Source organism: Candidatus Symbiopectobacterium sp. NZEC135 (genome assembly GCF_025962695.1).
The window spans coordinates 1-23383 of record NZ_JAGFPF010000028.1 but is presented as its reverse complement, the minus strand read 5'-3'; the positions used below and the strand labels follow the sequence as shown (position 1 = coordinate 23383).

Sequence of the window (23383 nt, the reverse complement as noted above, 5' to 3'; positions counted from 1 at the left end):
TAATCTGTTTTATCGAGATCAATAAAACCGGCGATTGGGGGCAGTAGCGTGTTTATTGTTGGCTCTGCTGCAACAGCCTTGCCGTGTTAATGGCTTCTATCAGTTGAACCCGGTTAATGCGCGGGCTGTAGCTATCGAGCAAACGCTGCCAAAGGGTCACGGCAGCCGCGTAATCCGCACGCAAGAACGCGTCCGATGCCAACAACATCAATGCGGTCACTTCATTGGCATCCAACGCCAGCGCGCTATCGATCATCTGCCGCGCCGCTGGCGTCATTATCTGGCCGGACTGGTAATACAGCACGGTGGCTAATGCCGAATAAAGCTCGGCATTCTCGCCTTTCAACGCCATCGCTCTCTGGTAGGCGCGCAGTGCGTTGTCATAGGCGTTACGATAGAGGTAATACTCCCCCAGTTCGGCCCACAGCACGCTGTTATCCGGTGTGGCACGAATCGCGCGTTGCAGGGCAGCAAGCTGTTTTTCCTGCTGCTGCGCATCGCTAAAATCACGCAGCGGATCGGCAAGCCGCTGGCGTTCGACCCGTAGCGCTTCAGTGCGGTGACTCAGAGAATAACCGGTGAATGCGCTCACCACGATAACGGCAACGGCGATAACCAGCGGCAGTATCGGCATCGTCCTTTGTACCGCCGCTGCGTGCTCGGCAACGGGCAAGTCCCTCTTCAGTTCTTCGCTCAACGCCTGCGCGTCACGGGCCGGGAGTTGCGTTTTCGCCTGTCGGCACTGCCATTGCCAAATACGCACGGGTAAACCGGATAACCGGTTGTCTGCTTTGATTTTTTTAACGGGAAGCAGCGGCCACAGCAGGCCGCTGACGATAGCCATCAGCACAGCGGCAGCAGCGATTATCATGACCGCTTCCTGGCTTGTTGGCGTACCACGCGCCACAAGATGGCAACAATAACCAGCAGCAACAGCAGCGGCGTGAACCACAGCAGGCCGGTATGCATTTTTAACGGCGGGTTATACTGCACAAAATCGCCATAGCGCTCAGTCATGAACGCCATGATGTCGGATTTCGTTTTCCCTTGTTCGACCATGGAGAACACTTCATGGCGCATACTGACCGCCACGGGTGAAGTCGACTCCAGCAAGCTTTGGTTTTGGCACTGCGGACAGCGTAACTCGCCGGCGATGTTCAGCGCCGTTTGACGCTGTTCCGGGTTGGAAAAGGCCCAGGTATCCACCACTTGCGCCTGAGCCACCGTGCTCAGTAACAGCAAAAGCAGCATTGCAGGTTTACACATACGCCCGCCTCCCGCGCAGCCACCCGAGCAGCGCACCACCGATCATCAGCAGGCCGCCCGCCCAAATCCAACGAATACCGGTTTGCACATAGAAACGCATGGCGTAGCGGTTTTCACCGGTTTTTTCGCCCATCACGGCGTACCACTCGCGGAGCGGCCCCCAGGCGATGCCCGGCTCCATCATCTGCTGCTGGCGTACATTGTAGTGACGGCGCTCCGGTGTGACAGTGGCGATGGGCTCGTCACCGCGAGAGATAGCAATCACCGCTTGTTCAGCGGTGTAATTTTGCCCGACCAGCAAATTAAGCTGGCGAAAATGGAAACGGTAATCCCCCAACGCAATTTGTTCACCCTGCGCGACATTGGCGCTGATCTCCTGTTTGCTGCCCGCAGAGAAGATAATCCCCAGCGCCAGCAGCGCAACGCCGCTATGAGCCAACAGGGCTGGAAGTTGCTGGCGTAGCGCCGTTATCGGCTGTAGCCACTGAGCTGCCAACATCCACGCTACCAGCCCAGCGCCGAGTGCAACGTTTACGCCCTGCGGCCACAGCATCAGCATCGTCAGAACAGCTAATGCCACCGTGCTACCAACACGTCGCCTTGACCAACGCGCACTGCGTTTCCAATACCCCCCCGCCGACAGCCCGATCAGCAGCAGCATCACACCTGCGAAAGGCAGTAGCACGGTATTGAAATAGGGAGCGCCCACAGACATTTTGCCCCACCCTGCCAGCCCATAGACCATCGGGTAGAGCGTGCCCAATAGCACCACCAGCGCGACGGCCGCGAATAACAACAGTGCCAGCAAAATAGCAATTTCCCGAGACCAGCCGCAAAAGCGCGCCGCTGGACGGTAGGTTGTGGCACGCCAGCCATAAATCAGCAGCGCGGCCATGCTTAACGCGGCAAACAGGATAAACAGCGGCACGGCTCTGTCATGTTCAAGCGCAAAAGCGTGAACGGACACCAGAATGCCTGAACGCACGATCAAGGTACCGAGCAGGCTGAGGATAAATGTCAATATCGCCAGCATCATCGACCAATGGCGGAAGATCCCACGCATTCGGGTCACGTATAAACTGTGCAACAGCGCGCTGGCGGTGATCCAGGGAAGCAAAGAGGCGTTTTCTACCGGGTCCCAAAACCACCAGCCGCCCCACCCCAGTTCGTTATACGCCCACCACGACCCCAGCATGATGCCCAGCGTTAACGCACACCAGGCCGGCAGCGCCCAGCGCCAGCACACCCAGGCTGCGCGGGCATCAAACTCTCCGTTGAGCAGCGCCGCCAGCGCCAGCGCGGCGCTTACCGTCAGTCCGCCATAGCCCAGATAGAGCAGCGGCGGATGCAGAATCAGGCCGATATGTTGCAGCATCGGATTAAGATCGCGACCCGCCACCGCAGGCGGCAGCAGGCGAGTAAAGGGGTCGGAAAAACACACGATAAAAATCAGCAGTGCACTGGTGATGGCGGCCAGCACCGCTAACGTCAGCGGGAACAGGTCACCCTGCGCGTGGCGATAACGAAAGGCAAACAAAGCGCTCCATCCTGATACACAGAGCAGCCACAACAGCAGTGAACCTTCATGCCCCCCCCACACGGCGGCGATTTTTAGCCCAAACGGTAAATCGCGGTGCCCGTGCTGTGCGACATAATTAACCGAGAAATCATTCAGCATGAAGCTCAATGTCAGTATGGCAAAGGCGAACAGCACCAAAGCAAACTGCACCCCTGTCCAACAGCGAGCCAGTCGATACACCCTGTGCCAATGGTGATAGCAGCCTATTGCGGTAAGCAGCGCCGTCGCCACACCCACGGCGCTTGCAAGCAACAACGCAACATAGCCAAACTCTGGCAATAACAACATCAACATGCCTCTTGTCGGGGGCTACACAACGGTTAACTGTCCCGCATACAGAATAAAGAAACGCAGCAGCAGCACGCCGGTCAGGCTCATGCCACTGACGGCCAACGCGCCATAGGGTGAGTGCCACCGATTGGCCCAGGGTTTGAGCAGCAAAGGCGCGACTAGCCCAATCCCCACCACGCCACACCAGAACCATGTGGCCCAAAATCCTCCCGCCAGTGCGTTGACCAGTGCGCGGTGTTTCCCCTCATCGCCCAATGCCAGACCGATAAAAAAGGCAAACAGCACAAAGATTTCCAGCCAAACAATGGGGGTTTCCAGCCGGTGAATAAAGTGCGCCTCTTCACTGTGCGGATTGCGGCGCGCGCGCAACGTCATGGCGATCAACGCCACCGCAGCGCCTGAGGAGATACCCGAGAACAGAAACAGGATCGGCAGGATGGGATTATTGAGCAGCGGATAGGTCTTCAGCGCCGAAAGCAGGAAACCGGTGTAGGCTCCGAGCATCACTGCCAGCACCAGCATCACGATATCCAGCGTTTTCATCAGCGGCGTCAACCGTGCCAGCACCGCCGGAAGCACGCGAAGTTTCGGCAACCAGCGCTGTTGCAGTTCAATCAGTTGCCGATCGAAAATCTTTGCCAGCCAGACGATCAGCACCGCCATGTAGACCTGAAACAGCATCACCCCCACCGACATCACGGAGGTAAAGCTGTAGTGGAACATCAGTTTCCAAAACGTCCAGGGGCGCGTCAGGTGGAACACCAAAATCAGTAATCCCAAGATAATCACGCCGGGTGCCAGCAACAGCGTGGTGCGCATCAAGGTGCTTTCTGAGGTTGCCAGCGTCGGGCGATAGCAACGCAACAGCACCGACAGCGTGACCAATCCGGCGGAGATTCCGATCAGAAACAGATATATCGCGATCGGCCAGTCCCACACTAAGGAATCAAAGTGGAACGGGCTTGAAGAGACGGGCGTCATTGATGAACCTCCCCAAATTTAAACGGTACGCGATACATCTTGGGCCGCGTGCCCAGCGCGATTTTGTAGCGATAGGTCGCTTTTTGATTCAGCAGACGGGCGACGTCGCTGTCCGGATCGTCAAGGTTGCCAAACGTCAACGCCTTCGTCGGGCACACCGCCACGCAGGCCGGCTGTTTACCCTGTTTCAGGTTGGTTTTGCGGCAAAAATCGCACTTGTCCGCGGTCTTGTTCTCAGGATGAATAAAGCGCACCTGATAAGGACAAGCGGCAATACAGTACTGACAACCGACGCACAGTGAAGGATCGACATCGACGATGCCGCTTGCCGCATCGCGGTATGACGCCCCTGTCGGGCAGACATCCACGCAGGGTGGGTTATCGCAATGCTGGCAGGAGTGACGGAAGAACCGGTACTTCACATCCGGGAACACACCGATGGGCTCGCTGCGCCTGATTGTCAGGCGCGACACCCCCGCCGGCACCTTATTGACCTCCCGGCAGGCTGCCATACAGGCATTGCAACCAATGCACAGGGATTCATCATGAACCATGCCGTAGCGCACGCCGTTGATGTTCAGCGTCTGCGCCACCACCTGCCCGGTGGTGCTCGTGATGGCAATCAGCCCGCCCATACGAGCGATAAATTGACGACGAGAACAACTCATGGCTGCCTCTGACCCAAATGCACGGAGGAAGGATTGAAATCCGGGTTGTTGCGCTGATCGCTATGGCAATCGACGCACAGCTTGATACGGCCTTTGTCATCCAGCGCCTGCATTTTATCCTGTGTTGGATGCAACTGATGGCAGCTGGCACAGGCGACTTTTGCCATGTGCACATCGTGCGGCCAGAAAGCTTTCTGCAACTGTTTCGGGGTATGGCATGACATACAGACACCGTTTTGCTGTTCTACCGTATACATCGGTTCGTTAAAGCGCATCACGTCTTTCACCCCCTCTCGGTGGTGCAGTGACGGTTTACCGTGACAACTGGTGCAGGTTATCGGTTGCCGGTTCTGCGGATTCATCGCCTTTGCGTGTTTGCCCTTCATGCCCTCTTCTTCCGGCTTATGGCACTGTAAACACGCCTCATCGGGGTTGCGCTGCGGCATCACCGTCCACCGTTTTCCTGTCGCTGCCTGAGATGCGGGTTCTGTCTGCCCCGGCACTGTCCAAAACATGCCCAGCACCAACACCCCGGCAGTTAATAACGAACGTAATACGCTCATATCCACTCCACGTAATGACCGCCCGCACACGGGCGGTGAGGGGTTATTGGCTCAATCGTCCGGCTTTGCGCGCTTGCTCATCCCACTGCGGCACCACCGTATTGAGGAAATCCTGTTTCTCCGCCGTGATTTGCTGCATGTTGAGGCCTATCGCCTGCTGCGCTTTTTCTTTGGTGGAAATATCCGGCAGTTTGACCTCTTGCGTGATCCCTTTGGTCGCCAGCAAGCGCACCAGTTTGGTTCGCGCATCGGCCGCTTTATCCAGAGAGGTGCCAAGCATCCTCAACCCTTCGTCCGGCGCATGCATATGAATGCCGTGGGAGGCGATAGCCAGATCCCAACGCCACTGCGCGTGGCGGATGTCGGTCAGAATCGGCTGCATTTCTGCTTCGGTCGCACCGGCATCCCAAGCGGCTTTAGCTTCAAAATGCGCGTGAACCAGTTGCTCTTCCGCTTTGAGTTTCAGCGACTGAATCGCCGCTTTGCGCTCCGCGACAATGCCCTGCATGGACGCTTTGTCTTGTGTATGACAGTTGGTACAGGTTTGTTCGTAGCTGTCGAACGGGTTGCCAATCTTGTGATCGGTATACAATTTGCCTTTCGCGTTTTTCACCTTCGGCATATGGCAATCGATACAGGTCACGTTGTTTTTGCCGTGGATGCCCGCGCTCCAGGTTTCATATTCCGGGTGCTGCGCTTTGATCATCGGCGCACGAGAGAGCGAGTTGGTCCAGTCAGAGAAGGCAATAGCGTCATAGTATTTTTCCATGTCCTCCACTTTGGTGCCGTTGTCCCACGGCAGTTTGACCGCTTTGTCTTTACCGGAAAAATAGTACTCCACGTGGCACTGCCCGCAGACCATCGCTTGCTGATCGAAACGTCCGGCTTTTTCAAACGGCTTACCGATCGATGCCATCCCTCTGGCGGCATAGGGCCGGGAAAGCGTTAGAGCAGGTTTCCCCTGCGCGAACTCTGGCGAAGCGGTGTTGTGGCAGTCAGCACAGCCAAGGTCGTTAACGATCTCCGGCCCGCCACGCGCCCATTTGCCTTTGAAATACCCGTCCTCCCCTTCCTGCTGAATCAGGCGGGCGACATCCGGGCTTTTACAGCTCCAACACGCCATGGGTAGTGGACCGTCTTCCGCATTTTTGGGTGCCCCAGTACGCAAGGTTTCGCGCACATCGGTGAGTGCGAAAGCGTGACCACGCGGCTTGTTGTAATCCCGAGAAAACGGATAACCCGCCCACAGGATCACCATCCTCGGGTCTTCGGCCAGTGCATCGTGGCGCTCAGACTGTTCGCTGGTCGCTTTCCACGAGTTGTACTGGTCGGGGTGTTTTTGCGTGAAGGTATCGTTACGTGCTTCAACAGTGGCAGGCGCTTTCGCAGGCGCTGCCTCCTCCGCGTGCGCGGAAAAAAGAATAAAAAGGCTGGCTACCATGCCCCAAAGAGAGGGGATTAACATGCTGATCCTGACCATGCGTATATGTCCGAATTGGGCCACCCTCTGGCGGCCATTTTACGAATCTTGATGACAGCAATACGACATAACCCCAAAAACTGTCATGACATTACCCGCGTCTATGAGTAACAAAAAGATGCATCCAAAATATTGCTTTTGATCAAAAGTAAGAAGAAGTGATGAAATGTATCTGCGTATTTATGAAGCCCGCCGCATATCCACACTCATTTTGTGGTTTTTTAGGCCGATAGCGCTCTGTTCGCCTTGCCAACGGCGTGCGAAACCGCTATGGGTACGACTGGCTAACGATGAGATTCAGGTGCCGACGGGCACCTGATGGACGCAGGGGCATCAACAGGGAGAAAGGTTAAAAATTCTCCAATAGCTTAAGCTGATTAAGCGTCAAAGGACGGTAAAAAATATAACCTTGAATAAAAATGGGTAAATAACGTTTCAACTGGTTTAAATCCGCCGCTTTTTCGACACCTTCACAGATAATATTAACACCGAGAGGGATTAACACATGCAATAATTTTTGCATCCTTTCCAACTTACTCGGATCCGCGCCAATACCATTCACAATCGAGCGATCGATTTTTATCGTATCGAAATTAAACAAGGAAAGGCTGTCTGTCTTCAAACAACCAGCACCAAAATCATCGAGTGAAATCATGAAGCCATACGCTTTCGCTTTTTTTAAAAACGTGGCTCCTTCCATCAATTGTTTTTGCGTAATCTTTTCACTCAATTCTATTTCGATATTGCTCGGATTAACCTCATATAATAAGCATATTTGATGCAACTTATCGAGATAGTCAATATTGTTGAAAATAAGCGGTGAGAGGTTGAAAGAGATTGATAACGTTTTCTTACAATATATTAATCGGCAAACCAGATCAAAGATGAAATCGGTGACCTGGCTAATCAATCCGCACGCTTCGATCTCTTCTATCATTAATTGCGTTGGGATTAACTCGCCGTTTGAAGTGTAAAACCGGGCCAGGGTTTCATACCTGAAGATTCTATTTTCAGGAAGATGAATGATAGGTTGGTACTCGGCTTTTAGCCAAATCCGCTTCCCATTAACGTATAACAGAGTCGTGTTCATCTTACCGTTTTGCTCCCTTTCCATAGGAATTAGGCGTTTTAATTTTGCCCTTATAAATTCTAAACATTTATTCAAAGCATTTGAAAATTGTTTAGAATGATCAATAATCTCCTTTTGATAGATTCAGCCTATTACAAACAATTTAATGATCGCTATAATCTATATCACAAAACAGAATTAAAAACCATTAAAAACGAATTCAATAAGGATTAGTTTCAGAATTTACAATATAATAAGAAAATTATATCGTTTTATCCAAAAATACCTCAAATTAGCCCAATAATAGAGTCATTGTAACCGCGTATAAACCTTGTTAGGATGAAAAAAAACGCTGAGTTTATTGGCTTATTGACAGGATTGACGTTTGCTTTTAACAAATAAATCATTAGATTTTTTTGATTATTATCATCCTTAATCCATCAAATAATTTGCTTGCAATTCGACTAAGAAAACGGATACGTCGCCAAACACCAGGGCTTATCTACACCTAGAGGGATATCGTATGATGGAGCATTACGCCCCCCCGCCAAATAATGTTATTCGCTCGCTGATTCAACACCCGCACGCGATGTCAATTTATGCCAAAAATATGCCTTATCCCCTAAAAGCCGATGTCAGGGAGCTCAGTCTCGATACCAGCAGTATGATATTGGAAGTCGAATACTCAGGTTCGGATATTGAGCATTACCTCGATGAAGGGGGACTCAATTTTGATCTGGAAGCACTCAAAGGCATCGATAACAGTGAGCGAGAAACCTACAGCTTGTGTAATATCCCGACCAAGCTGTTCAAGGTAGATAGCATGCTGTACCGACTTGAATGCCAACTGCCAGAGTCGGTGTTTATCAATGAAAATCGTGGCGCCATTCGTATTCCTTTTATTCTCGGCATGCAGGCACGTGTGCGCGTTGAAATCTATCGCCATGTGCTTACCGTAACCGGGAAATTGCGCAATCTTTCAACCGGTGGATGCCTGGTCGAAATCGATCTTGTTGAAAGTATTGCCGTGGAGGTGGATCAGGAGATTCCGGGAATAACGATAGAATTTCCTAATGGAACCACGCTGTTTGCCGAGGGCAAAATCAGGCATATGCGTCCCTTTGGCAATAACGGTTATGCCGCGGTGGGTATTCAATTCATTAATTTATCTTCATCGCAATCGGAAGCACTGTTTCATTGTACGAATGAAGTGGAAAGAGAAGCAGCATTTCGCACCGGTATCACCGGCAGTATGATCTATCAATCTCCACTGTTCATTCCGAGCGCCAAGGAGAAAAGCATTCTGTTACGGGAAAATCAGGAACGCGAGAAACGTACTCGCCAAACCCCAATGGAACGCGGCGTACTGGAAGTCGCTCATCGCCTCCAAATTGGGCTGATGTACGTAAAAACCCGCAACCAGCTGCCGCTGGAAATTTTTTATGACTGCGTCGACACCTTGCTGTATCTGGTCAAAAACGATCGCAAAGCCTTCTTGTATGCGCTTTCTTTCCTGCGCGACGAAGCCGACTGGGTGCGGCATGCGGTTCAGGTCTCTGGAAAATTGGCTGACGTGATGCTGCTTCACGATCCTCACGATGCACAAATCCGCGAAGCCGTTCTCGGTACGCTGCTGCACACCATGGGTAAACCGCTGTTAGTTAATGCCAACCTTCCTTCCCTGAAGGTCAATATGAACCCGGCGCAGAAAGCCATACTGCGCGGCCACGTTACCGTGCTGTGTCACACATTGAGCGAATTTGGCTGGGAAATGAGTCCGGTGTGCCGTGAAGTGATCGAAAATGCCAATGAGCGTCTCGATGGTAGCGGTTATCCTGCGGGTAAATCGGGCACACAACTGTCGCCGCTCGTCAGGTTGGTATCGGTCATTAAAGCGATCAACACATTGCGACACGCGCGCAACAGTATCTCGCCCCGCACGCCACTGGAGGCTTATCGCAAAATCCATGAAGCACATGGCGCTTACGATAAGTCGATGTTGGTAAAATATATCCAGATTTATGGCCCTTATCCCATCGGTAGCCTGGCGAAATTCTCGGCCGGATTCCTGGGTTGGATCCTTGATATTGATAATAAAGGTCGGCCTACGGTGGTGCATTTGGTGAAAAACCTGCGCTTTCCCGACACCAATATCAGCAGCGTGGTATCCCAAGGGGATTTAGCGCAGGTTGGCAAACTGGTTAACATCGCCAACCCGCAAGAGTACGGACTCAAGGTGCAGAAGCTATAGCGTGGGGCTCAGGCGTTAACAATGCTAACGCCTGCGCTCGCCAGTGCCGCTCGCAATGCAGCATCGGTGTCGTCTTCGACCACCAGCGTATTCATCAACGACAAATCACCGATAACGAACGGTGAAGCCGCGTTTATTTTTTCTGCCGAGGCCAGCACGATGGTCTCAGCAGCACGTTTTGATAGCGCACGTTTGATGCAGGCTTCTTCATAGTCGCCGGTGGTAAGCCCCGCCTCTGGGTGCACGCCAGTGACACCCATAAAGAAAATATCCGCGTGATACTGCGTAATCCCTTCTAAAGCGGCGGCTCCCACGGTCACGATAGAGTGTTTGTAAAGTTTGCCACCAATCAGAATCACCTCAATCAGCGGGTGCTCAACCAAACCCAGCGCAATGCTTGGGCTATGGGTTACCACGGTAATACGTAAATCGATGGGCAGAAATTTGATCAATTCAGCCGTAGTGGTACCGCCGTCAATAATCACCACCTGACCCGGAGCAATCAGTTCAGCCCCTTTTTTCGCCACCCTCATCTTTGAATCCATGCGTAGCGACTGACGTTCAGAAAAGGTCACCTTGGCATCGGCGGCAGGCACAGCTCCACCGTGTACCCGTTGCAGCAGCCCTTGTGCGGACAATTCCCGTAAATCGCGGCGCACCGTATCTTCCGAAACGTCAAGCCACTCACTGAGTGCTTTAGATAACACCTGCCCGTCAGTGGCAAGCTTTTCGAGAATGGCTTTTTTACGTTGTGGCGTGAGCATCGTTCCCCCGAATGCGTGAAATTAATTGACCTTGCGTGTTTTTGCTGTTTATGATGCCCAAAAATACACCATGAGGCCACAAAATGCCATTTAAACATGCAGAAATACGCATACAAAACTGCCAGATCCTCTCTGACGATTGGTATACGCTAAAAAAATACACCTTTGATTTTCAGCGCCGCGACGGCGAATGGCAGCGGCAGAACCGTGAAGTTTACGATCGCGGCAACGGTGCCACCATCCTGCTGTACAACCGGCAACAGCGCACGGTAGTGCTCACGCGCCAGTTTCGTTTTCCAACCTATGTGAATGGCTATCACGGTTTTCTGATCGAAACCGCAGCTGGTCTGCTCGATAACCTGGATCCGGAAAGCCGTATAAAAGCGGAAGCAGAAGAAGAGACGGGATACCGCATCAGCAACGTGCAAAAAGTGTTCGAGGCGTTTATGAGCCCCGGCTCGGTCACCGAAAAACTGTTTTTCTTTATTGCGGAATACCGCGCGCTCGATCGTGCAAGTTCAGGAGGGGGGATTAAAGCAGAAGGAGAAGATATCGAAGTGCTGGAAATGCCTCTGGAGCAGGCCCTGGAGGCGATTGACGACGGCCTGATCGCTGATGGCAAAACCATCATGTTGTTACAATACATCGCACTGAAAGGCATTCTTTGAGGTCTCTATGTCAACACCCTCTACAGCAGCACAACTGATTTTAATCGCCGGCCCCTATCGTAGCGGCACCGGGGGCGACCCAGCGCGTATCGCCAGCAATCTGGCACGACTGGAAGCCGCTGCGCTCGCCGTGTATCAGAAAGGGCATGTTCCGGTGATTGGCGAATGGCTGGCCTTACCGTTAGCTCACGCCGCGGGCTCGCAACAGGTCGGCGACGCCATCAGCGAGGCGTTTCTCTACCCCGTGGCCCACCGGCTGATCGTGCAATGTGATGCCATCTACCGCATTTCCGGTGAGTCCAACGGTGCGGATAAAGATATTGAGGTAGCGCAGCGTGCAAGACTGAACGTTTATTATTCGCTGGACACTATCCCACAGGTCAGCGCGTAACGCCTCGCATTCCCTACTCCGCCACCACCAGGTGCACGCCGGTTTGCAGCAATGCACTTTTTGCGCTTTCCGGCAAATTGCTGTCGGTGATAACGATATCCATCTCTTCCAGTGATACCGCGTTAAACGTGCCGACCTTGCCGTACTTGCTGGAATCACAAATCAGGATACGTTTATTCGCCGCTGCCACCGCCGCTTTCTTGATGGCGACTTTGGCCTCGGTCGGCGTAGAGATCCAACGCGCATTCCACGATGAGGAGGAAATAAAGCTGATATCCACGTTCAGGTTATGCAGAAAATGGGTGGAGCTGTCACCAACGCAGGAACGGTTCTCCCGCAGCACCAACCCACCGGTGTGGTAGAGCTTGCATTCAGAATGTTCGATGAGGTAATTGATCACCATCAGATCGTTACTGACGATCAGCAAATCGTCCAGGGATTCCAACGCCTGCGCCAGCGCCAGGGAGGTGGTGCCCGCATCCAGATAGAGCGACATGCCCGGCTGAACGTACTGCGCCGCCGCATGGGCGATCAGCGTTTTTTCGGCAAATTGCAGCGCACGTTTGGTCAGGTGTGACGGTTCAGAGGTGATTTTCTCCGACAGCTGCACGCCGCCCGATACGGAAAGCACGCGACCCTCCTGCTCCAGCTTTTGAATGTCCCGGCGCACGGTCATGTGTGACACGCCCAACAGTTCAGTCAATTCGGTAATCGAGATCAGCTCGCGTTCAACCAGTGCTGTGAGTATCAATTGCTGTCTTTTAGCTGGGATCATCTATCGCCTTTTTATGCTGTTTTTCACCGGCCGTGTGCCGGTAACCGCCTGATGGAATACGCTTATTGCCAGGACGTATTGTTCAATTCTGTTTATGGTTCGTCAAACGCTTTCCGCCAGATGAGCCCTGCATGCGTACCGGATTCGGGATGATACTCACAGCCTATCCAGTCACGGTATCCCGCCTTTTCCAGTTCCCGGAAGAGAGGGGCATAATTAATTTCCCCCGATACCGGTTCATGCCGGTCCGGCACCGACGCAATCTGTACGTGACCAATGCGCCCTGCCAGCGAACGGATCAGCATGCTGAGATCGCCATGGGTAATCTGAGCATGGTAGAGATCCAACTGTACGCGCGCATTAGGTCGGTCAATCATACTCACCAGCCGATCGGTAAAATGCTGGTCGTGCAGGAAATAACCTGGCGCATCGCGCGGATTGAGCGCTTCACACAGCAGTGTTATCTGTTGCTGCGCTAGCCTCTCTGCCGCCAGCCGCATGTTGGCAAGCCATAACGCCGTGGCCTCGTCCATTGACAGCGAGTCGGGGGTATTGCCCGACATCACGTGCAGCTTCCTGCATCCCAGGTGCCCTGCATAGTGTAAGGCCTGCTCCAGCGTTTCTTTAAATTCACCCTCGCGGCCGGGCAGCACCGCCAAACCGCGTTCACCACCCGCATAATCACCGGGATTGACGTTAAACAGGGCTAGTTGCAATCCATTGCGACGCAGTTCATGACCAATGTCCTCCGCCGGATAGGCGTAAGGAAACAAAAACTCTACCGCACTGAACCCGGCTCTGGCAGCGGCTTCAAACCGCGCCAGAAACGGCACTTCGGTAAACAACATCGAGAGATTAGCGGCAAATTTGGGCATCATGTCTCCTTTTCGCCCTCAGGGACGCAACTCACTGACTTCGGCCTCAGTGAGATAACGCACGTTGCTATCTTTGAGCAAAAACATCAGCTTTGCGGTCTCTTCCAGTTCATCCATGGCGTTGACAGCCTCCGTCAGCGAGGTGCCCAACACCACCGGACCATGATTCGCCAATAAAAAGGCATTAGCCTCGTGTGCGTGCTGCGCCAGCGTTTCCGCAATCCTGATACTGCCCGGCTTAAAATAAGGCAGCAGCGGCATCTTGCCTACTTTCATTACATAGTAGGGGGTGAAAGGGCGAATGATATTTTCTGGATCGAGACCGTCCAGACACGACAGCGCGGTCAGATAGGTCGAGTGCAGATGCACAATGGCGTTGCAGTCCGGGCGCTGGCGGTAAATCGCCAAATGGAACGCAATCTCTTTAGACATGCGATCGCCCGTCACTTGCTCTCCAGCCATCGTCACTTTGGATAATCGCTCGGCCTGCAACGATCCCAGGCACGAGTTGGTGGGCGTCGCCAGAATATGACCATCCGGCAGGCGCAACGACAGGTTTCCGGCTGAACCGACGGAATACCCGCGCTGATAGTATGACGCACCGCAGGAAACCATCTGTTCACGCAGTTCACGTTCCATTATTTATTATCCTTCTGATAGAAATCCTGTGCGGTAAAAAAGAAGCGTTCATCGCCAAAATTGCCGGATTTAAGCGCGAAAAAGCGCGCGGCATTGGCTGCCCGCACCCAGGGAACGCCGGGCGCAATCTGTGGGCCGATATACAGCGCGCCCACCTGCAAGCGCTGCATCACGGCACCCGACGTTTCTCCGCCAGCAACGATAAAATGATCGAATCCGCGCTGAGCCAGCGCCAACGCCAACGCAGCGAAGAACGCCTCCACCGCCGCACTGGCCTGCTTCGCACCGTAACGCGCCTGAATGCGTGCCACCGCATCACCCGCCGTTGAGTAGACGAGCGGCGCGAGTGCACGTTGCTGTTGGCAGACCCACTCCGCCACCTCCGCCACATAATCCCCAAGGCCCTCCATACAACGGGCAACATCGAGCGGTAGCGCGGGTGCCTCAGCCGCATAAGCGGCGACCTGCGCATTGGTCATCACGGAGCAGGAACCCGATAAAATCACCGTCTTGCCGCCGTCAGCGGGTTTGCCCGCCCCACTGGCATCAACGTTGCGCGACGATGAACCGCGCGTCAGCACAGTGGCCAGCCCGCCAGCCAGACCCGAGCCGCCGGTAAGCAGAGGCAGCGTTTGGCTCGCTTCGGCAATGGTTTCCAGGTGTGTTGACGTCAACGCATCGGGCACCAGATAGCGGTAGCCCGCCTGACGCAAATCAGCAATAGCCTGCTTCACCGCCTGCACGCCCGCATCAATCACAGAAAAGGGAATGTTCGCCACGCGCCCAACTGACTGCGCTGCCATTAAACGCATTACGTTGGCATCGCGCATCGGCGTCACGGGGTGGTCACGCATGCCGGATTCATTTAACGGCACACCGTTCACAAACAGGTAGCCGTGGTAGACGGTACGCCCGTTTACCGGCAATGCCGGACATAACAGCGTGATGTCCTGTGCCAACGCTGCTAACAGACTATCCGTTACCGGGCCAATGTTACCTTGCGCGGTGCTGTCGAAGGTTGAGCAATATTTAAAGTAGATCTGCTCGCACCCTTGCTGTTGCAGCCAACGCAGCGCCTCAAGGCTCAGCGCGACCGCCTCTTCTGCCGGACAGGAACGGCTCTTCAGGCTGACAACGATGGCATCTACATCGGTTGTGATTTTTTGTTCATCCAGTTGCGTCACCTGAATGGCGGACAAACCGCCGTTAACCAAAAAGCTGGCGATATCGGTGCCACCGGTAAAATCATCGGCGATAACACCTATTTTTGGCGGCACGGCGCGGGGCCGCAGTGTGTTGGTTGACATAGAAATACCCCTGCTCCGTCGTCGAGGAAAGTGCCTCATTATTATCGTTGGTTGTGAAAAAATATTAAATACGGGTCACACTATCGCCGATTAGCGCACTTTTTTGTGATTTATTTTTAAAATATGTCGAGAAGTTATACAAAAGTCACAAATTGGACGTTAGGTCATTGTGGTTTATTTCGATTAACGCATACTGACTCTGGACACAAAACGCGCTAGCACTCAGGTAACCCGATTTATAAATCATAATAAAAACGTGATAAATAAGCACGTTATAGAAATAAAAACGAGAACGCGCCAGCGGTCGATGCTCGTAAACCCGCCCGACGCAAAATTTAACAAAAAACAACAAGGCAGTTTCAGAACTGAACGAGAGATAAGCCAACCGGCCGATCCAGCGGTTCTATACCCAAAATAATTCGCGTTGCAGGAAGGCGGCAACGTGAAGAATGACGGGTATACCCGGTCAATATTCTCTGTACCTAACCAGAATGATTGAGAGAGGACATCATGTCGAACATCACACGACGCACATTTCTAAAAGCCGCCGCCGTTGTCGCGCCGGCCACTGCGGTTATGGGATTCCCTTTTATTGCTCACGCCGCGCAGCCTGAATTCCATTTCAAATACGGCACTAATTTGCAGCAAGAGCACCCGTTCAGCATCTGGACACAGAAAACCGCCGATCTGATCAAAGAGCGTACCCAAGGGCGCGTGGTGATTGATGTCTTCCCGAACAATCAGTTAGGCGGCGATACCGACATGCTGGCTCAGGTAAGGCGCGGCGGTATCGATATGTTTAACCCCTCTTCGCTGGTGATTGCCACACTGGCCCCGGTGGCGGCGATCAATGCCGTTGGCTTTGCCTTCGCCGATTACGATCAAGTGTGGAAAACCATGGATGGCCCGCTCGGCGCACTGGTACGCCAGGGGTTTGACCGCGTGGGCCTGCACGCGATGGAAAACATGTGGGACAACGGTTTCCGCCAGATAACCAGCAATGCCGGGCCGGTGAACACCGTGGCCGATATGCAGGGGCTGAAAATTCGCGTACCGGTCAGCCCGATCATCGTGGATATGTTCAGAGGCATGGGTGCCGCGCCAGTCGGCATGCAGTATTCCGAAGTGTACTCCTCATTGCAGACCCGCGTGATCGACGCGCAGGAAAACCCGCTGGTGGTGCTGAAAACCGGCAAGCTGTTTGAAGTGCAGAAGTATTGCTCGTTGACCAACCATATTTGGGACGGCTACTGGTGCATCATGAACAAAAAATCCTGGCAGAGTTTGCCGCCTGATTTACAGCAGATTGTCGCCACGGCGTTCAAAGAAGGCGCGATGAACCAGCGAGCGGAAATCAGCCGCCTGAACGCCAGCCTGCTTGACGATCTGAAAGCGACCGGCCTGATCTTCAACACCACTGACCCCACCAGTTTCCGTCAAAAACTCAAAGAAAGCGGTTATTACGCCACCTGGCACAAGAAATTTGGTGATGAGGCTTGGGCCCTGCTGGAAGGCGCGGTGGGCAAACTCTCCTAAAGGCGTTCAGAGCGATTGCTGCGGTGCCGAGGCAAACGCTTCGGGTACCGCGGCGAACGTTGAGGTCATTGTCTGTTCTGAACGATCCGGTTTATCAAAAATTCACAAGAGTAAAGCGAATGGAAGTTTCACATCAAATCAAGCCGCTCCTGCCACCGGGGAGACTGGCCAATGGTCTGGAAATTTTTTATGACTATATGGGTCGCGGCATCGAGGCACTGGCGGGGCTTCTGGTGCTGGCGGAAATTATCGTCCTGCTCTCCGGCGTTATCTCCCGCTACGTGTTTCACGCACCGCTGGTCTGGTCAGACGAAGTCGCCACCATTGGCTTTGTCTGGCTGACCATGCTGGGCGCGGTGATTGCACTGCGACGCGGACAGCACATGCGCATGACGGCACTGGTGTCACATTTGTCCGAGGGGAAACGCGCCTTTGTTGAAGCGTTAGCGATGGGCGTATCGCTGGCCTTCCTGATTCTGATTTTTGAACCGGCCTGGGAATACGCGCTGGAAGAGTTGATTGTGGTGACGCCGGCTCTGGAGATCAGCGTATTCTGGCGCGCGGCGTCGATCCCGGTTGGCATCACGCTGATGCTGATCACCATGCTACTGCGTCTGGTGTTATCCGCGCCGCGTTCACAAGCCACCTATCTCGGCTTGCTGGTGGTGGCGATCGCAGTGGTGGCGTTCTCCTTCTCCGGTTCGATTCTGATGCCGCTCGGTAAACTGAATCTGATCCTGTTCTTCGTGGTGATTGTCGCCATCGGCGTGCTGTCCGGCGTGCCTATCGCGTTTTCATTTGCGCTCGCCACCTTCGGTTATCTGGCGCTGACCACGCGAACGCCAATGCCGACGATGGTCGGTCGGTTGGAAGAAGGCATGTCGCACATGATGCTGCTGGCGGTGCCGCTGTTTGTGTTCCTCGGCGGATTAATCGAGATGACCGGCATGGCGAAAGCCATGGTGCAATGCCTTTCCAGTCTGCTCGGCCACGTGCGCGGCGGACTCTCCTATGTGCTGGTGGGTGCCATGTATTTGGTCTCCGGCATCTCCGGTTCTAAAACTGCCGATCAGGCGGCGATCGCGCCAGTGCTGCTGCCGGAAATGACTTCGCGCGGTGCCAAGCGCGGGGATTTGGTCGCCCTGCTCTCCGTCACCGGTGCGCAAACCGAAACGGTTCCGCCCAGCATCGTGCTGATCACCATCGGCTCCGTCACCGGGGTTTCCATCGCCGCGCTGTTTGTCGGTGGGCTGCTGCCTTCCGCCGTGCTCGGTGCCATGCTGTGCCTGGTTATCTGGTGGCGTAACCGCCGCGAAGATTTGAGCCAGGTTAAACGCTATCAGAAAAAAGAGATTGCCAAGCTGTTTGTGATTGCGCTGCCGGCACTGATCCTGCCGTTTATCATCCGCGCCGCCGTCATCGAAGGCGTCGCTACCGCCACCGAAGTCTCCACCATCGGCGTGGCCTATACCGCGTTGGTCGGTGCTGTGTATTACCGCCATTTTGATATGAAGCGCGCCTGGTCGATGCTGATCGATACCGCATCTCTGTCTGGGGCCATTATTTTCATTATCGGTGCGGCAACGGCCATGGCGTGGGGCTTAACCCAATCGGGCTTCTCCAAAGATCTGGCTACGCTGATGGCGTCGCTGGGCGGTGGGATGACCTTCGTGGCGATCTCGGTGGTGGCGTTCATCATCCTGGGCAGCGTGCTGGAAGGCATCCCCTCTATTGTGCTGTTCGGGCCACTGCTGTTCCCCATCGCTCGCGATTTGGGCGTACACGAAGTGCATTACGCCATGGTCGTGGTGCTGGCAATGGGCATTGGGCTGTTCGCACCGCCGTTTGGCGTTGGCTACTACGGCTGCTGTGCGGTCAGTAAAACCGACCCGAATGAGCCACTGCCCTATATCTGGGCTTATCTGGGGGCTGCGACCATCGGGCTGATTATTGTTGCCATGTTCCCGTGGATCTCCATTGGGTTCCTATAACGACAGCCGCTAACACCATTAGATCCTGCTGCTGACAGCGGATAAGGAAATAGCATGGAAAATCTGACGTTTGAACAAGCGCAGCGCGCCGTGAATGTCGCGCTGGCGCTGTCACAAGACAAATACGCAGGCCGCCCGTTGACCGTGGCGGTGTGCGATCGCAGTGGCGTGCTGCTGGCCTACGCGCGCATGGATGGCACCAAGGCCTTCACGGCAACGCTGACACAGCGCAAAGCTTACACCGCCGCGCAGTTTGGTATTCCCACGGCGAAACTGCTGGAACGGCTGCAAAGGGAGAATCTCGCGCTCTCCTATTTTGCTGACGACAACTTTTCACCGCTGCCGGGCGGTATCCCGGTACTGCGTGGTCAGGCGGTGGTGGGTGCCGTCGCCGTGGGTGGAATCAGCGTAGCGGAAGATGTTGAAGCGGCTGAACTGATCGTTTCCGCACTCTCAGAATAATAAGGGGTTAATAATGAAAAAAGCGGCCATATTTCACACCAGTAAAGGGACGCTCGCCATGGTGGACGAGTTGGCAAAACGTATCATGCCGGACGTCACACTCATGCACATCGTGGAAGATTCCATGATTGCCGATGTCATGGCACAAGGCGGCGTCACACCGGCCATCAACGCGCGCATCGCCGCCTATGTCACCAGCGCCAATCTGGCCGGTTGTGACCTTTTCTTTACCGCTTGCTCCTCGATTGGCGCAAGCGTAGAGCGCTGCCAGTTTATCAGCCCAATCCCAGTGATGCGTATTGACGAGGCCATGGCGCTAGAGGCGGTTGAACGCTACCACACCATTGCCGTACTAGCGACAGTTGGCACGACCCTGGCCCCCACTCTCGAACTGATTCAACGCAAAGCGGCCGAACTCGGTAAACAGACGGTCATTCACTCACAGTTGATGGCCGAGGCGTTCACCGCGTTTCTGGCCGGTGAGTTGGATAAACACGATGCCATCGTGGCGGCGGGTATTCATGAAGCACTCGGGAAAAACTGTGATGCTATCGTGCTGGCTCAGGCGTCAATGTCGCGCGTATTGGCATCCGTCGGTGAGTTGCCGGTGCCGGTGCTGACCTCACCAGAGCGCGGCATTCAGTTGTTGAAACAGCGGCTGGATGCCCAGCACTAACCGTAGAGGCAAAGTATGAGAAAAATTGTTATTTCTGTCGCGCCAGTCGCGGGAGACACCACATCCGCCAATCCTGAAGATGTCGCCCGAGAAGCGATCGAATCCTACCATGCCGGTGCAGCAATGGTGCATCTGCATGTACGGGAGCGCAACGGGCAATTGACGCGCGATCCGACGCAATTTCAGGAAACGCTGCGTTTGATTCGCCAACACACCGATATGGTGATTCAAGGTTCAACGGGTGGCGTTTCGGATATGACCATCGAAGAGCGCTGCTCACCGCTGGACTGCTCGCTGGTGGAAATGTCGTCACTGAATGCCGGTTCCGTGAACCTGGGCGATGTGGTGTATCGCAACCCGATGCCGGAGATCAAGTACGTCACCGAGCGCTGTGTGCAGACCGGCATTGTGCCGGAAATTGAAGTGTTCGAGCTGGGCATGATCCATAACATGCAGCTTATCGCACAGGAAATGCCGCTGCCGACGCCGGTTATCTATGCCATGGTGTTAGGCCATAAAGGTGGCTGCCCGGCAACGCCCGCCACGCTGGCACTGTTTAGCCAATATATCCCACGCGATGCGCTGTGGAGCATTACCCACTACGGGCGGCGTGATGATTTTTCGATATTAACAGCGGCGTTAGGGTTGGGGGCCTGTATGGTCCGCGTCGGTTTTGAAGACAGCGCCTACCTGTCACCCACGCAGCGCGTGGAGCGCAACGCGATATTGATTGAGCGCATGAGCACCATCATCAGGAATATCGGTTTCGAGGTCGCCACACCGGAGGATGCGCGGCAGATGTTTGGTTTAAGGCCACTGGCCTGACGGAATGGTGATACCAAGCAGACGTCAATGGGCGTCTGCTACGTTATGTGCACTACCAACCGCAGACGTTATGTTCCTCTTCCGTGTCATAGGCACGCACGGTATTGATTAACTCCCTGACCACCTCGGCTGCCACATCTGGCGCTAATAAGGTAATGGGGGTTTCAGTCTCATAATCGGCCGACACACCGTTGCTGTTATTAGTGACTGTCACCGTGTACGTTATCTTGCTCATGCTATACCTCGCTCTACGTTCAACACTTTATTCAACCCAAACCCTTGCAGCTTCACCTCAGGATCGGCGAAGAAATCAATCATAAAATAGGTATCTTCCGTCAACGGCTCGATACGCTGCCATTGCTCCGGGGTAATAACCAAAAACGCCCCCGCTTTAGTGCACGTTTCGCTTTCAGGCTTTAATCCGTCTGCCGCAGAAAATACCTGATAGCTGACGGCACCTTGCATTACCGATAAACGACCATAAACGCCCGGCTTATTCGCATGGACACCACGAACGGGCTCCGGTAATGAAGCATGGCTCCAGAACGTCGAGGCATATTTATGAATATAATTTTCAGGAATTGATATCATCATTATTCCTTGATATTACTGACCATGGCTGGTGCAGATTTTAATACGTCGGGTTCAACGAAAAATTCGATATTAAAATAGGTATCTTCCGTCATGACTTCGATGCAGTGCCATCTCTCTGGCGGAAATACGCCAAAGTGCCCGGCAGTGATCAGCAACTCACGCTCAGGCTCGGGCGAGGTTGCATCAGCAAAACCTAAATATTTCACGGCACCGCGCATCACGGATAAGCGCGGGTAAACGCCGGGCTGGGTGCCCGCATCCAGATGGCGTTTAAAAATGCCGGCAGGCGCGGTGTTTTTATTCCAAAAAGGCGTTGACCGCGTATGAATACATTGCTGCGGAATAGGTAGCATGTTTATCCCCCTTTATGGGTACAGCGTGCGTTTGAACCCTTTCAAACGACCTCATGCGTTTCCGACAATACAAAAGATCCATAAAAAATACAACTTCAAAAATAACACAGCATTTCATATAAAAATAATTAATCAACGCGGCAAGGTTAACACGGGAAATACCGATAAATGTTAAATTAAAATTCATCATTCCCACGCCTTTATTTTTATTCTCTGCTGGAATAAAGATTTACCTTATGGGGTGTATTCATTATTAAAAAGGAAGGAATTCACCTAGCCATATGAAAAAGCTAGAGATTTAAAATAACTTTTACTACAATCCTCACGATATTGATAGAAACCAGCGTGGCTAAAGGAATAGGTTGCTGGCGCAATAGCGTGTAGCGCTAATTTTGTGATAAACCGACGCTCGGTTTCTGCTTTACGTTAAATACAGGAAGGAACCTGATGAAATCGAAAACACTGCTTGCTTCACTGATATTCACCACTTTGTTGGTGGGTTGCGATCAATCCACACCACAGACAACGGCCTCTGCCGTAGACAAACCCCAAACACCGGTACAACGGCGTGGAGACATTGCCAGCGATTATCGTTATTCGTTACAAGCGGACGGCCCTGATATCTGCCTGCGCCGCGTGATCGAGACGCTGGGCAAAGAGACCAAAGTAACATCGGTAAAATCCTTTTTTGGCACTGGCAAAGCATTGAGCAGTAGCCCTGCCTTTGTGACGCCGGAAGGTGTATTGAAAACCTGCTCGGTAGAATATCAGGATCCGCAGGATGGCAAAAAACTGCTCAGCCTGGACATGGATGCGTTTTCTGGCGAATTCAAAGCACCGGTTCCGGTGAAAATCACCGTTACGGGCAATGCGGACAGCTTTAAACTGGACGATTATTTGATCGCACTCGGCAAGGTTGATGCCTCATCGATCAAAACGTTCCTTGACGGTAAAAAAGGCTGGTTAGATTCCTATTTCTCCGAACACGCGCTCAGCGCCTTAACGCTGAATGAACCGGGCCCGTTTAATGACAAACACGTATTGTCAATCAGGATGGATGGGCTATTGACCAGCAACGGCATTAATAAATATGTCACGGCATCCTTCTCAATGGACGGAAAGCGCGTGATAAAAGACAGCTTTAAAGCCGGAAAATAATACCGCCCTGACAAAGACCGCCATCGGAACAAAGGGTGAAAAATGCGCTGACTGTCGGCGCAATGCTGACTTTGCCGCACATCAGCGCTATAACTGGACCGTTACCTTTCGTGTGTGCAGTCGCGTTTAAGACGCTGTTGCACACTACGTCAACCATCAATGGAGGTTTTTCATGGCCAGTTCTTCGACTTATGTGCCGCCCAACGTATGGCAGCCAGCCC

Annotated in this window: 26 protein-coding genes; 9 read left to right on the top strand and 17 right to left on the bottom strand. The window is 53.4% G+C overall.

Translation table 11 applies throughout. From position 1 onward, the window contains the following. Positions 1–52: 52 nt before the first annotated feature. The 8 genes from nrfG to J5224_RS14395 all read right to left on the bottom strand — a co-directional run bounded on the left by nrfG (position 53) and on the right by J5224_RS14395 (position 7918). Positions 53–871, bottom strand: coding sequence for a heme lyase NrfEFG subunit NrfG (gene nrfG, locus J5224_RS14430; protein WP_264626032.1), 819 nt, complete (start codon positions 869–871; stop codon positions 53–55). Continuing rightward, the gene (nrfF, locus tag J5224_RS14425) at positions 868–1266 is read right to left on the bottom strand and encodes a heme lyase NrfEFG subunit NrfF (RefSeq protein ID WP_264626031.1); all 399 of its coding nucleotides are present in this window, start codon (positions 1264–1266) and stop codon (positions 868–870) included. The genes nrfG and nrfF overlap by 4 nt, the downstream gene beginning before the upstream one ends. Further along, entirely contained in the window at positions 1259–3133 is a 1875-nt protein-coding gene (locus J5224_RS14420) for a heme lyase CcmF/NrfE family subunit (RefSeq protein ID WP_264626030.1), read from the bottom strand. The genes nrfF and J5224_RS14420 overlap by 8 nt, the downstream gene beginning before the upstream one ends. A 21-nt stretch (positions 3134–3154) precedes the next feature. Continuing rightward, positions 3155–4117, bottom strand: coding sequence for a cytochrome c nitrite reductase subunit NrfD (gene nrfD, locus J5224_RS14415; RefSeq protein ID WP_264626029.1), 963 nt, complete (start codon positions 4115–4117; stop codon positions 3155–3157). Further along, positions 4114–4785 carry a cytochrome c nitrite reductase Fe-S protein gene (gene nrfC, locus J5224_RS14410; protein WP_264626028.1) on the bottom strand — a complete coding sequence of 224 codons (672 nt, stop codon included), beginning with the start codon at positions 4783–4785 and terminating at the stop codon, positions 4114–4116. The genes nrfD and nrfC overlap by 4 nt, the downstream gene beginning before the upstream one ends. Beyond that, complete coding sequence (gene nrfB / locus J5224_RS14405; RefSeq protein WP_264626027.1) at positions 4782–5348, bottom strand: cytochrome c nitrite reductase pentaheme subunit; 567 nt, start codon at positions 5346–5348, stop codon at positions 4782–4784. Before nrfB ends, nrfC begins: the two co-directional genes overlap by 4 nt. A 43-nt stretch (positions 5349–5391) precedes the next feature. Then, positions 5392–6813, bottom strand: a complete 1422-nt coding sequence (gene nrfA / locus J5224_RS14400; protein WP_264626026.1) for an ammonia-forming nitrite reductase cytochrome c552 subunit — start codon at positions 6811–6813, stop codon at positions 5392–5394. Between the two features lie 364 nt (positions 6814–7177). Further along, complete coding sequence (locus J5224_RS14395) at positions 7178–7918, bottom strand: EAL domain-containing protein (protein ID WP_264626025.1); 741 nt, start codon at positions 7916–7918, stop codon at positions 7178–7180. 502 nt (positions 7919–8420) lie between these two features. Here J5224_RS14395 and J5224_RS14390 point away from each other — a divergent pair. After that, on the top strand, positions 8421–10148 hold the full coding sequence (locus J5224_RS14390; protein ID WP_264626024.1) for an HD domain-containing phosphohydrolase: 1728 nt from the start codon (positions 8421–8423) through the stop codon (positions 10146–10148). Positions 10149–10156: 8 nt separating this feature from the next. Here J5224_RS14390 and J5224_RS14385 read toward each other — a convergent pair whose 3' ends face one another. Further along, positions 10157–10912: a DeoR/GlpR family DNA-binding transcription regulator gene (locus tag J5224_RS14385; RefSeq protein ID WP_264626023.1), complete on the bottom strand. Its 756-nt coding sequence runs from the start codon at positions 10910–10912 to the stop codon at positions 10157–10159. Between the two features lie 83 nt (positions 10913–10995). On the opposite strand from J5224_RS14385, the gene nudK reads away from it, so the two are divergent. After that, positions 10996–11580 (top strand): GDP-mannose pyrophosphatase NudK, encoded by a 585-nt coding sequence (gene nudK / locus J5224_RS14380; protein WP_264626022.1) that lies wholly within the window; start codon positions 10996–10998, stop codon positions 11578–11580. A 7-nt stretch (positions 11581–11587) separates the two neighbouring features. Continuing rightward, on the top strand, positions 11588–11971 hold the full coding sequence (locus tag J5224_RS14375; RefSeq protein ID WP_264626021.1) for an NUDIX hydrolase: 384 nt from the start codon (positions 11588–11590) through the stop codon (positions 11969–11971). 13 nt (positions 11972–11984) lie between these two features. On the opposite strand, the gene J5224_RS14370 is transcribed toward J5224_RS14375, so the two are convergent. The 4 genes from J5224_RS14370 to otnK all read right to left on the bottom strand — a co-directional run bounded on the left by J5224_RS14370 (position 11985) and on the right by otnK (position 15567). After that, positions 11985–12746 (bottom strand): DeoR/GlpR family DNA-binding transcription regulator, encoded by a 762-nt coding sequence (locus J5224_RS14370; RefSeq protein ID WP_264626020.1) that lies wholly within the window; start codon positions 12744–12746, stop codon positions 11985–11987. A 92-nt stretch (positions 12747–12838) separates the two neighbouring features. Further along, positions 12839–13621, bottom strand: coding sequence for a 2-oxo-tetronate isomerase (gene otnI, locus J5224_RS14365; RefSeq protein ID WP_264626066.1), 783 nt, complete (start codon positions 13619–13621; stop codon positions 12839–12841). An 18-nt stretch (positions 13622–13639) separates the two neighbouring features. Then, the gene (gene otnC, locus J5224_RS14360; RefSeq protein WP_264626019.1) at positions 13640–14260 is read right to left on the bottom strand and encodes a 3-oxo-tetronate 4-phosphate decarboxylase; all 621 of its coding nucleotides are present in this window, start codon (positions 14258–14260) and stop codon (positions 13640–13642) included. Then, on the bottom strand, positions 14260–15567 hold the full coding sequence (gene otnK / locus J5224_RS14355) for a 3-oxo-tetronate kinase (RefSeq protein ID WP_264626018.1): 1308 nt from the start codon (positions 15565–15567) through the stop codon (positions 14260–14262). Before otnK ends, otnC begins: the two co-directional genes overlap by 1 nt. Positions 15568–16077: 510 nt before the next feature. On the opposite strand from otnK, the gene J5224_RS14350 reads away from it, so the two are divergent. From J5224_RS14350 to J5224_RS14330, 5 genes are all read left to right on the top strand, one after another. Further along, on the top strand, positions 16078–17103 hold the full coding sequence (locus tag J5224_RS14350) for a TRAP transporter substrate-binding protein (RefSeq protein WP_264626017.1): 1026 nt from the start codon (positions 16078–16080) through the stop codon (positions 17101–17103). A gap of 119 nt (positions 17104–17222) precedes the next feature. Then, complete coding sequence (locus tag J5224_RS14345) at positions 17223–19094, top strand: TRAP transporter large permease subunit (protein ID WP_264626016.1); 1872 nt, start codon at positions 17223–17225, stop codon at positions 19092–19094. A gap of 54 nt (positions 19095–19148) precedes the next feature. Next, a complete protein-coding gene (locus J5224_RS14340; RefSeq protein WP_264626015.1) occupies positions 19149–19556 on the top strand; it encodes a GlcG/HbpS family heme-binding protein in 408 nt (135 codons plus the stop codon). A gap of 13 nt (positions 19557–19569) precedes the next feature. Next, positions 19570–20232 (top strand): aspartate/glutamate racemase family protein, encoded by a 663-nt coding sequence (locus J5224_RS14335; protein WP_264626014.1) that lies wholly within the window; start codon positions 19570–19572, stop codon positions 20230–20232. A 15-nt stretch (positions 20233–20247) separates the two neighbouring features. Then, positions 20248–21057: a 3-keto-5-aminohexanoate cleavage protein gene (locus tag J5224_RS14330; RefSeq protein ID WP_264626013.1), complete on the top strand. Its 810-nt coding sequence runs from the start codon at positions 20248–20250 to the stop codon at positions 21055–21057. 52 nt (positions 21058–21109) lie between these two features. Here J5224_RS14330 and J5224_RS14325 read toward each other — a convergent pair whose 3' ends face one another. Genes J5224_RS14325 through J5224_RS14315 form a run of 3 tightly spaced genes read right to left on the bottom strand, consistent with a single transcriptional unit; the run spans position 21110 to position 22004 of the window. Next, on the bottom strand, positions 21110–21292 hold the full coding sequence (locus J5224_RS14325) for a DUF1869 domain-containing protein (RefSeq protein WP_264626012.1): 183 nt from the start codon (positions 21290–21292) through the stop codon (positions 21110–21112). Beyond that, a complete protein-coding gene (locus tag J5224_RS14320) occupies positions 21289–21651 on the bottom strand; it encodes a DUF1971 domain-containing protein (protein WP_319802443.1) in 363 nt (120 codons plus the stop codon). The genes J5224_RS14325 and J5224_RS14320 overlap by 4 nt, the downstream gene beginning before the upstream one ends. Next, positions 21651–22004 (bottom strand): DUF1971 domain-containing protein, encoded by a 354-nt coding sequence (locus J5224_RS14315; protein ID WP_264626011.1) that lies wholly within the window; start codon positions 22002–22004, stop codon positions 21651–21653. Before J5224_RS14315 ends, J5224_RS14320 begins: the two co-directional genes overlap by 1 nt. Before the next feature lie 447 nt (positions 22005–22451). Here J5224_RS14315 and J5224_RS14310 point away from each other — a divergent pair, with 447 nt between their 5' ends. Then, positions 22452–23162, top strand: coding sequence for a hypothetical protein (locus J5224_RS14310; protein ID WP_264626010.1), 711 nt, complete (start codon positions 22452–22454; stop codon positions 23160–23162). Here J5224_RS14310 and J5224_RS14305 read toward each other — a convergent pair. Beyond that, positions 23146–23383 (bottom strand): hypothetical protein (locus J5224_RS14305; protein WP_264626009.1); only part of this gene is annotated, 238 nt, incomplete at its 5' end. The genes J5224_RS14310 and J5224_RS14305 overlap by 17 nt on opposite strands.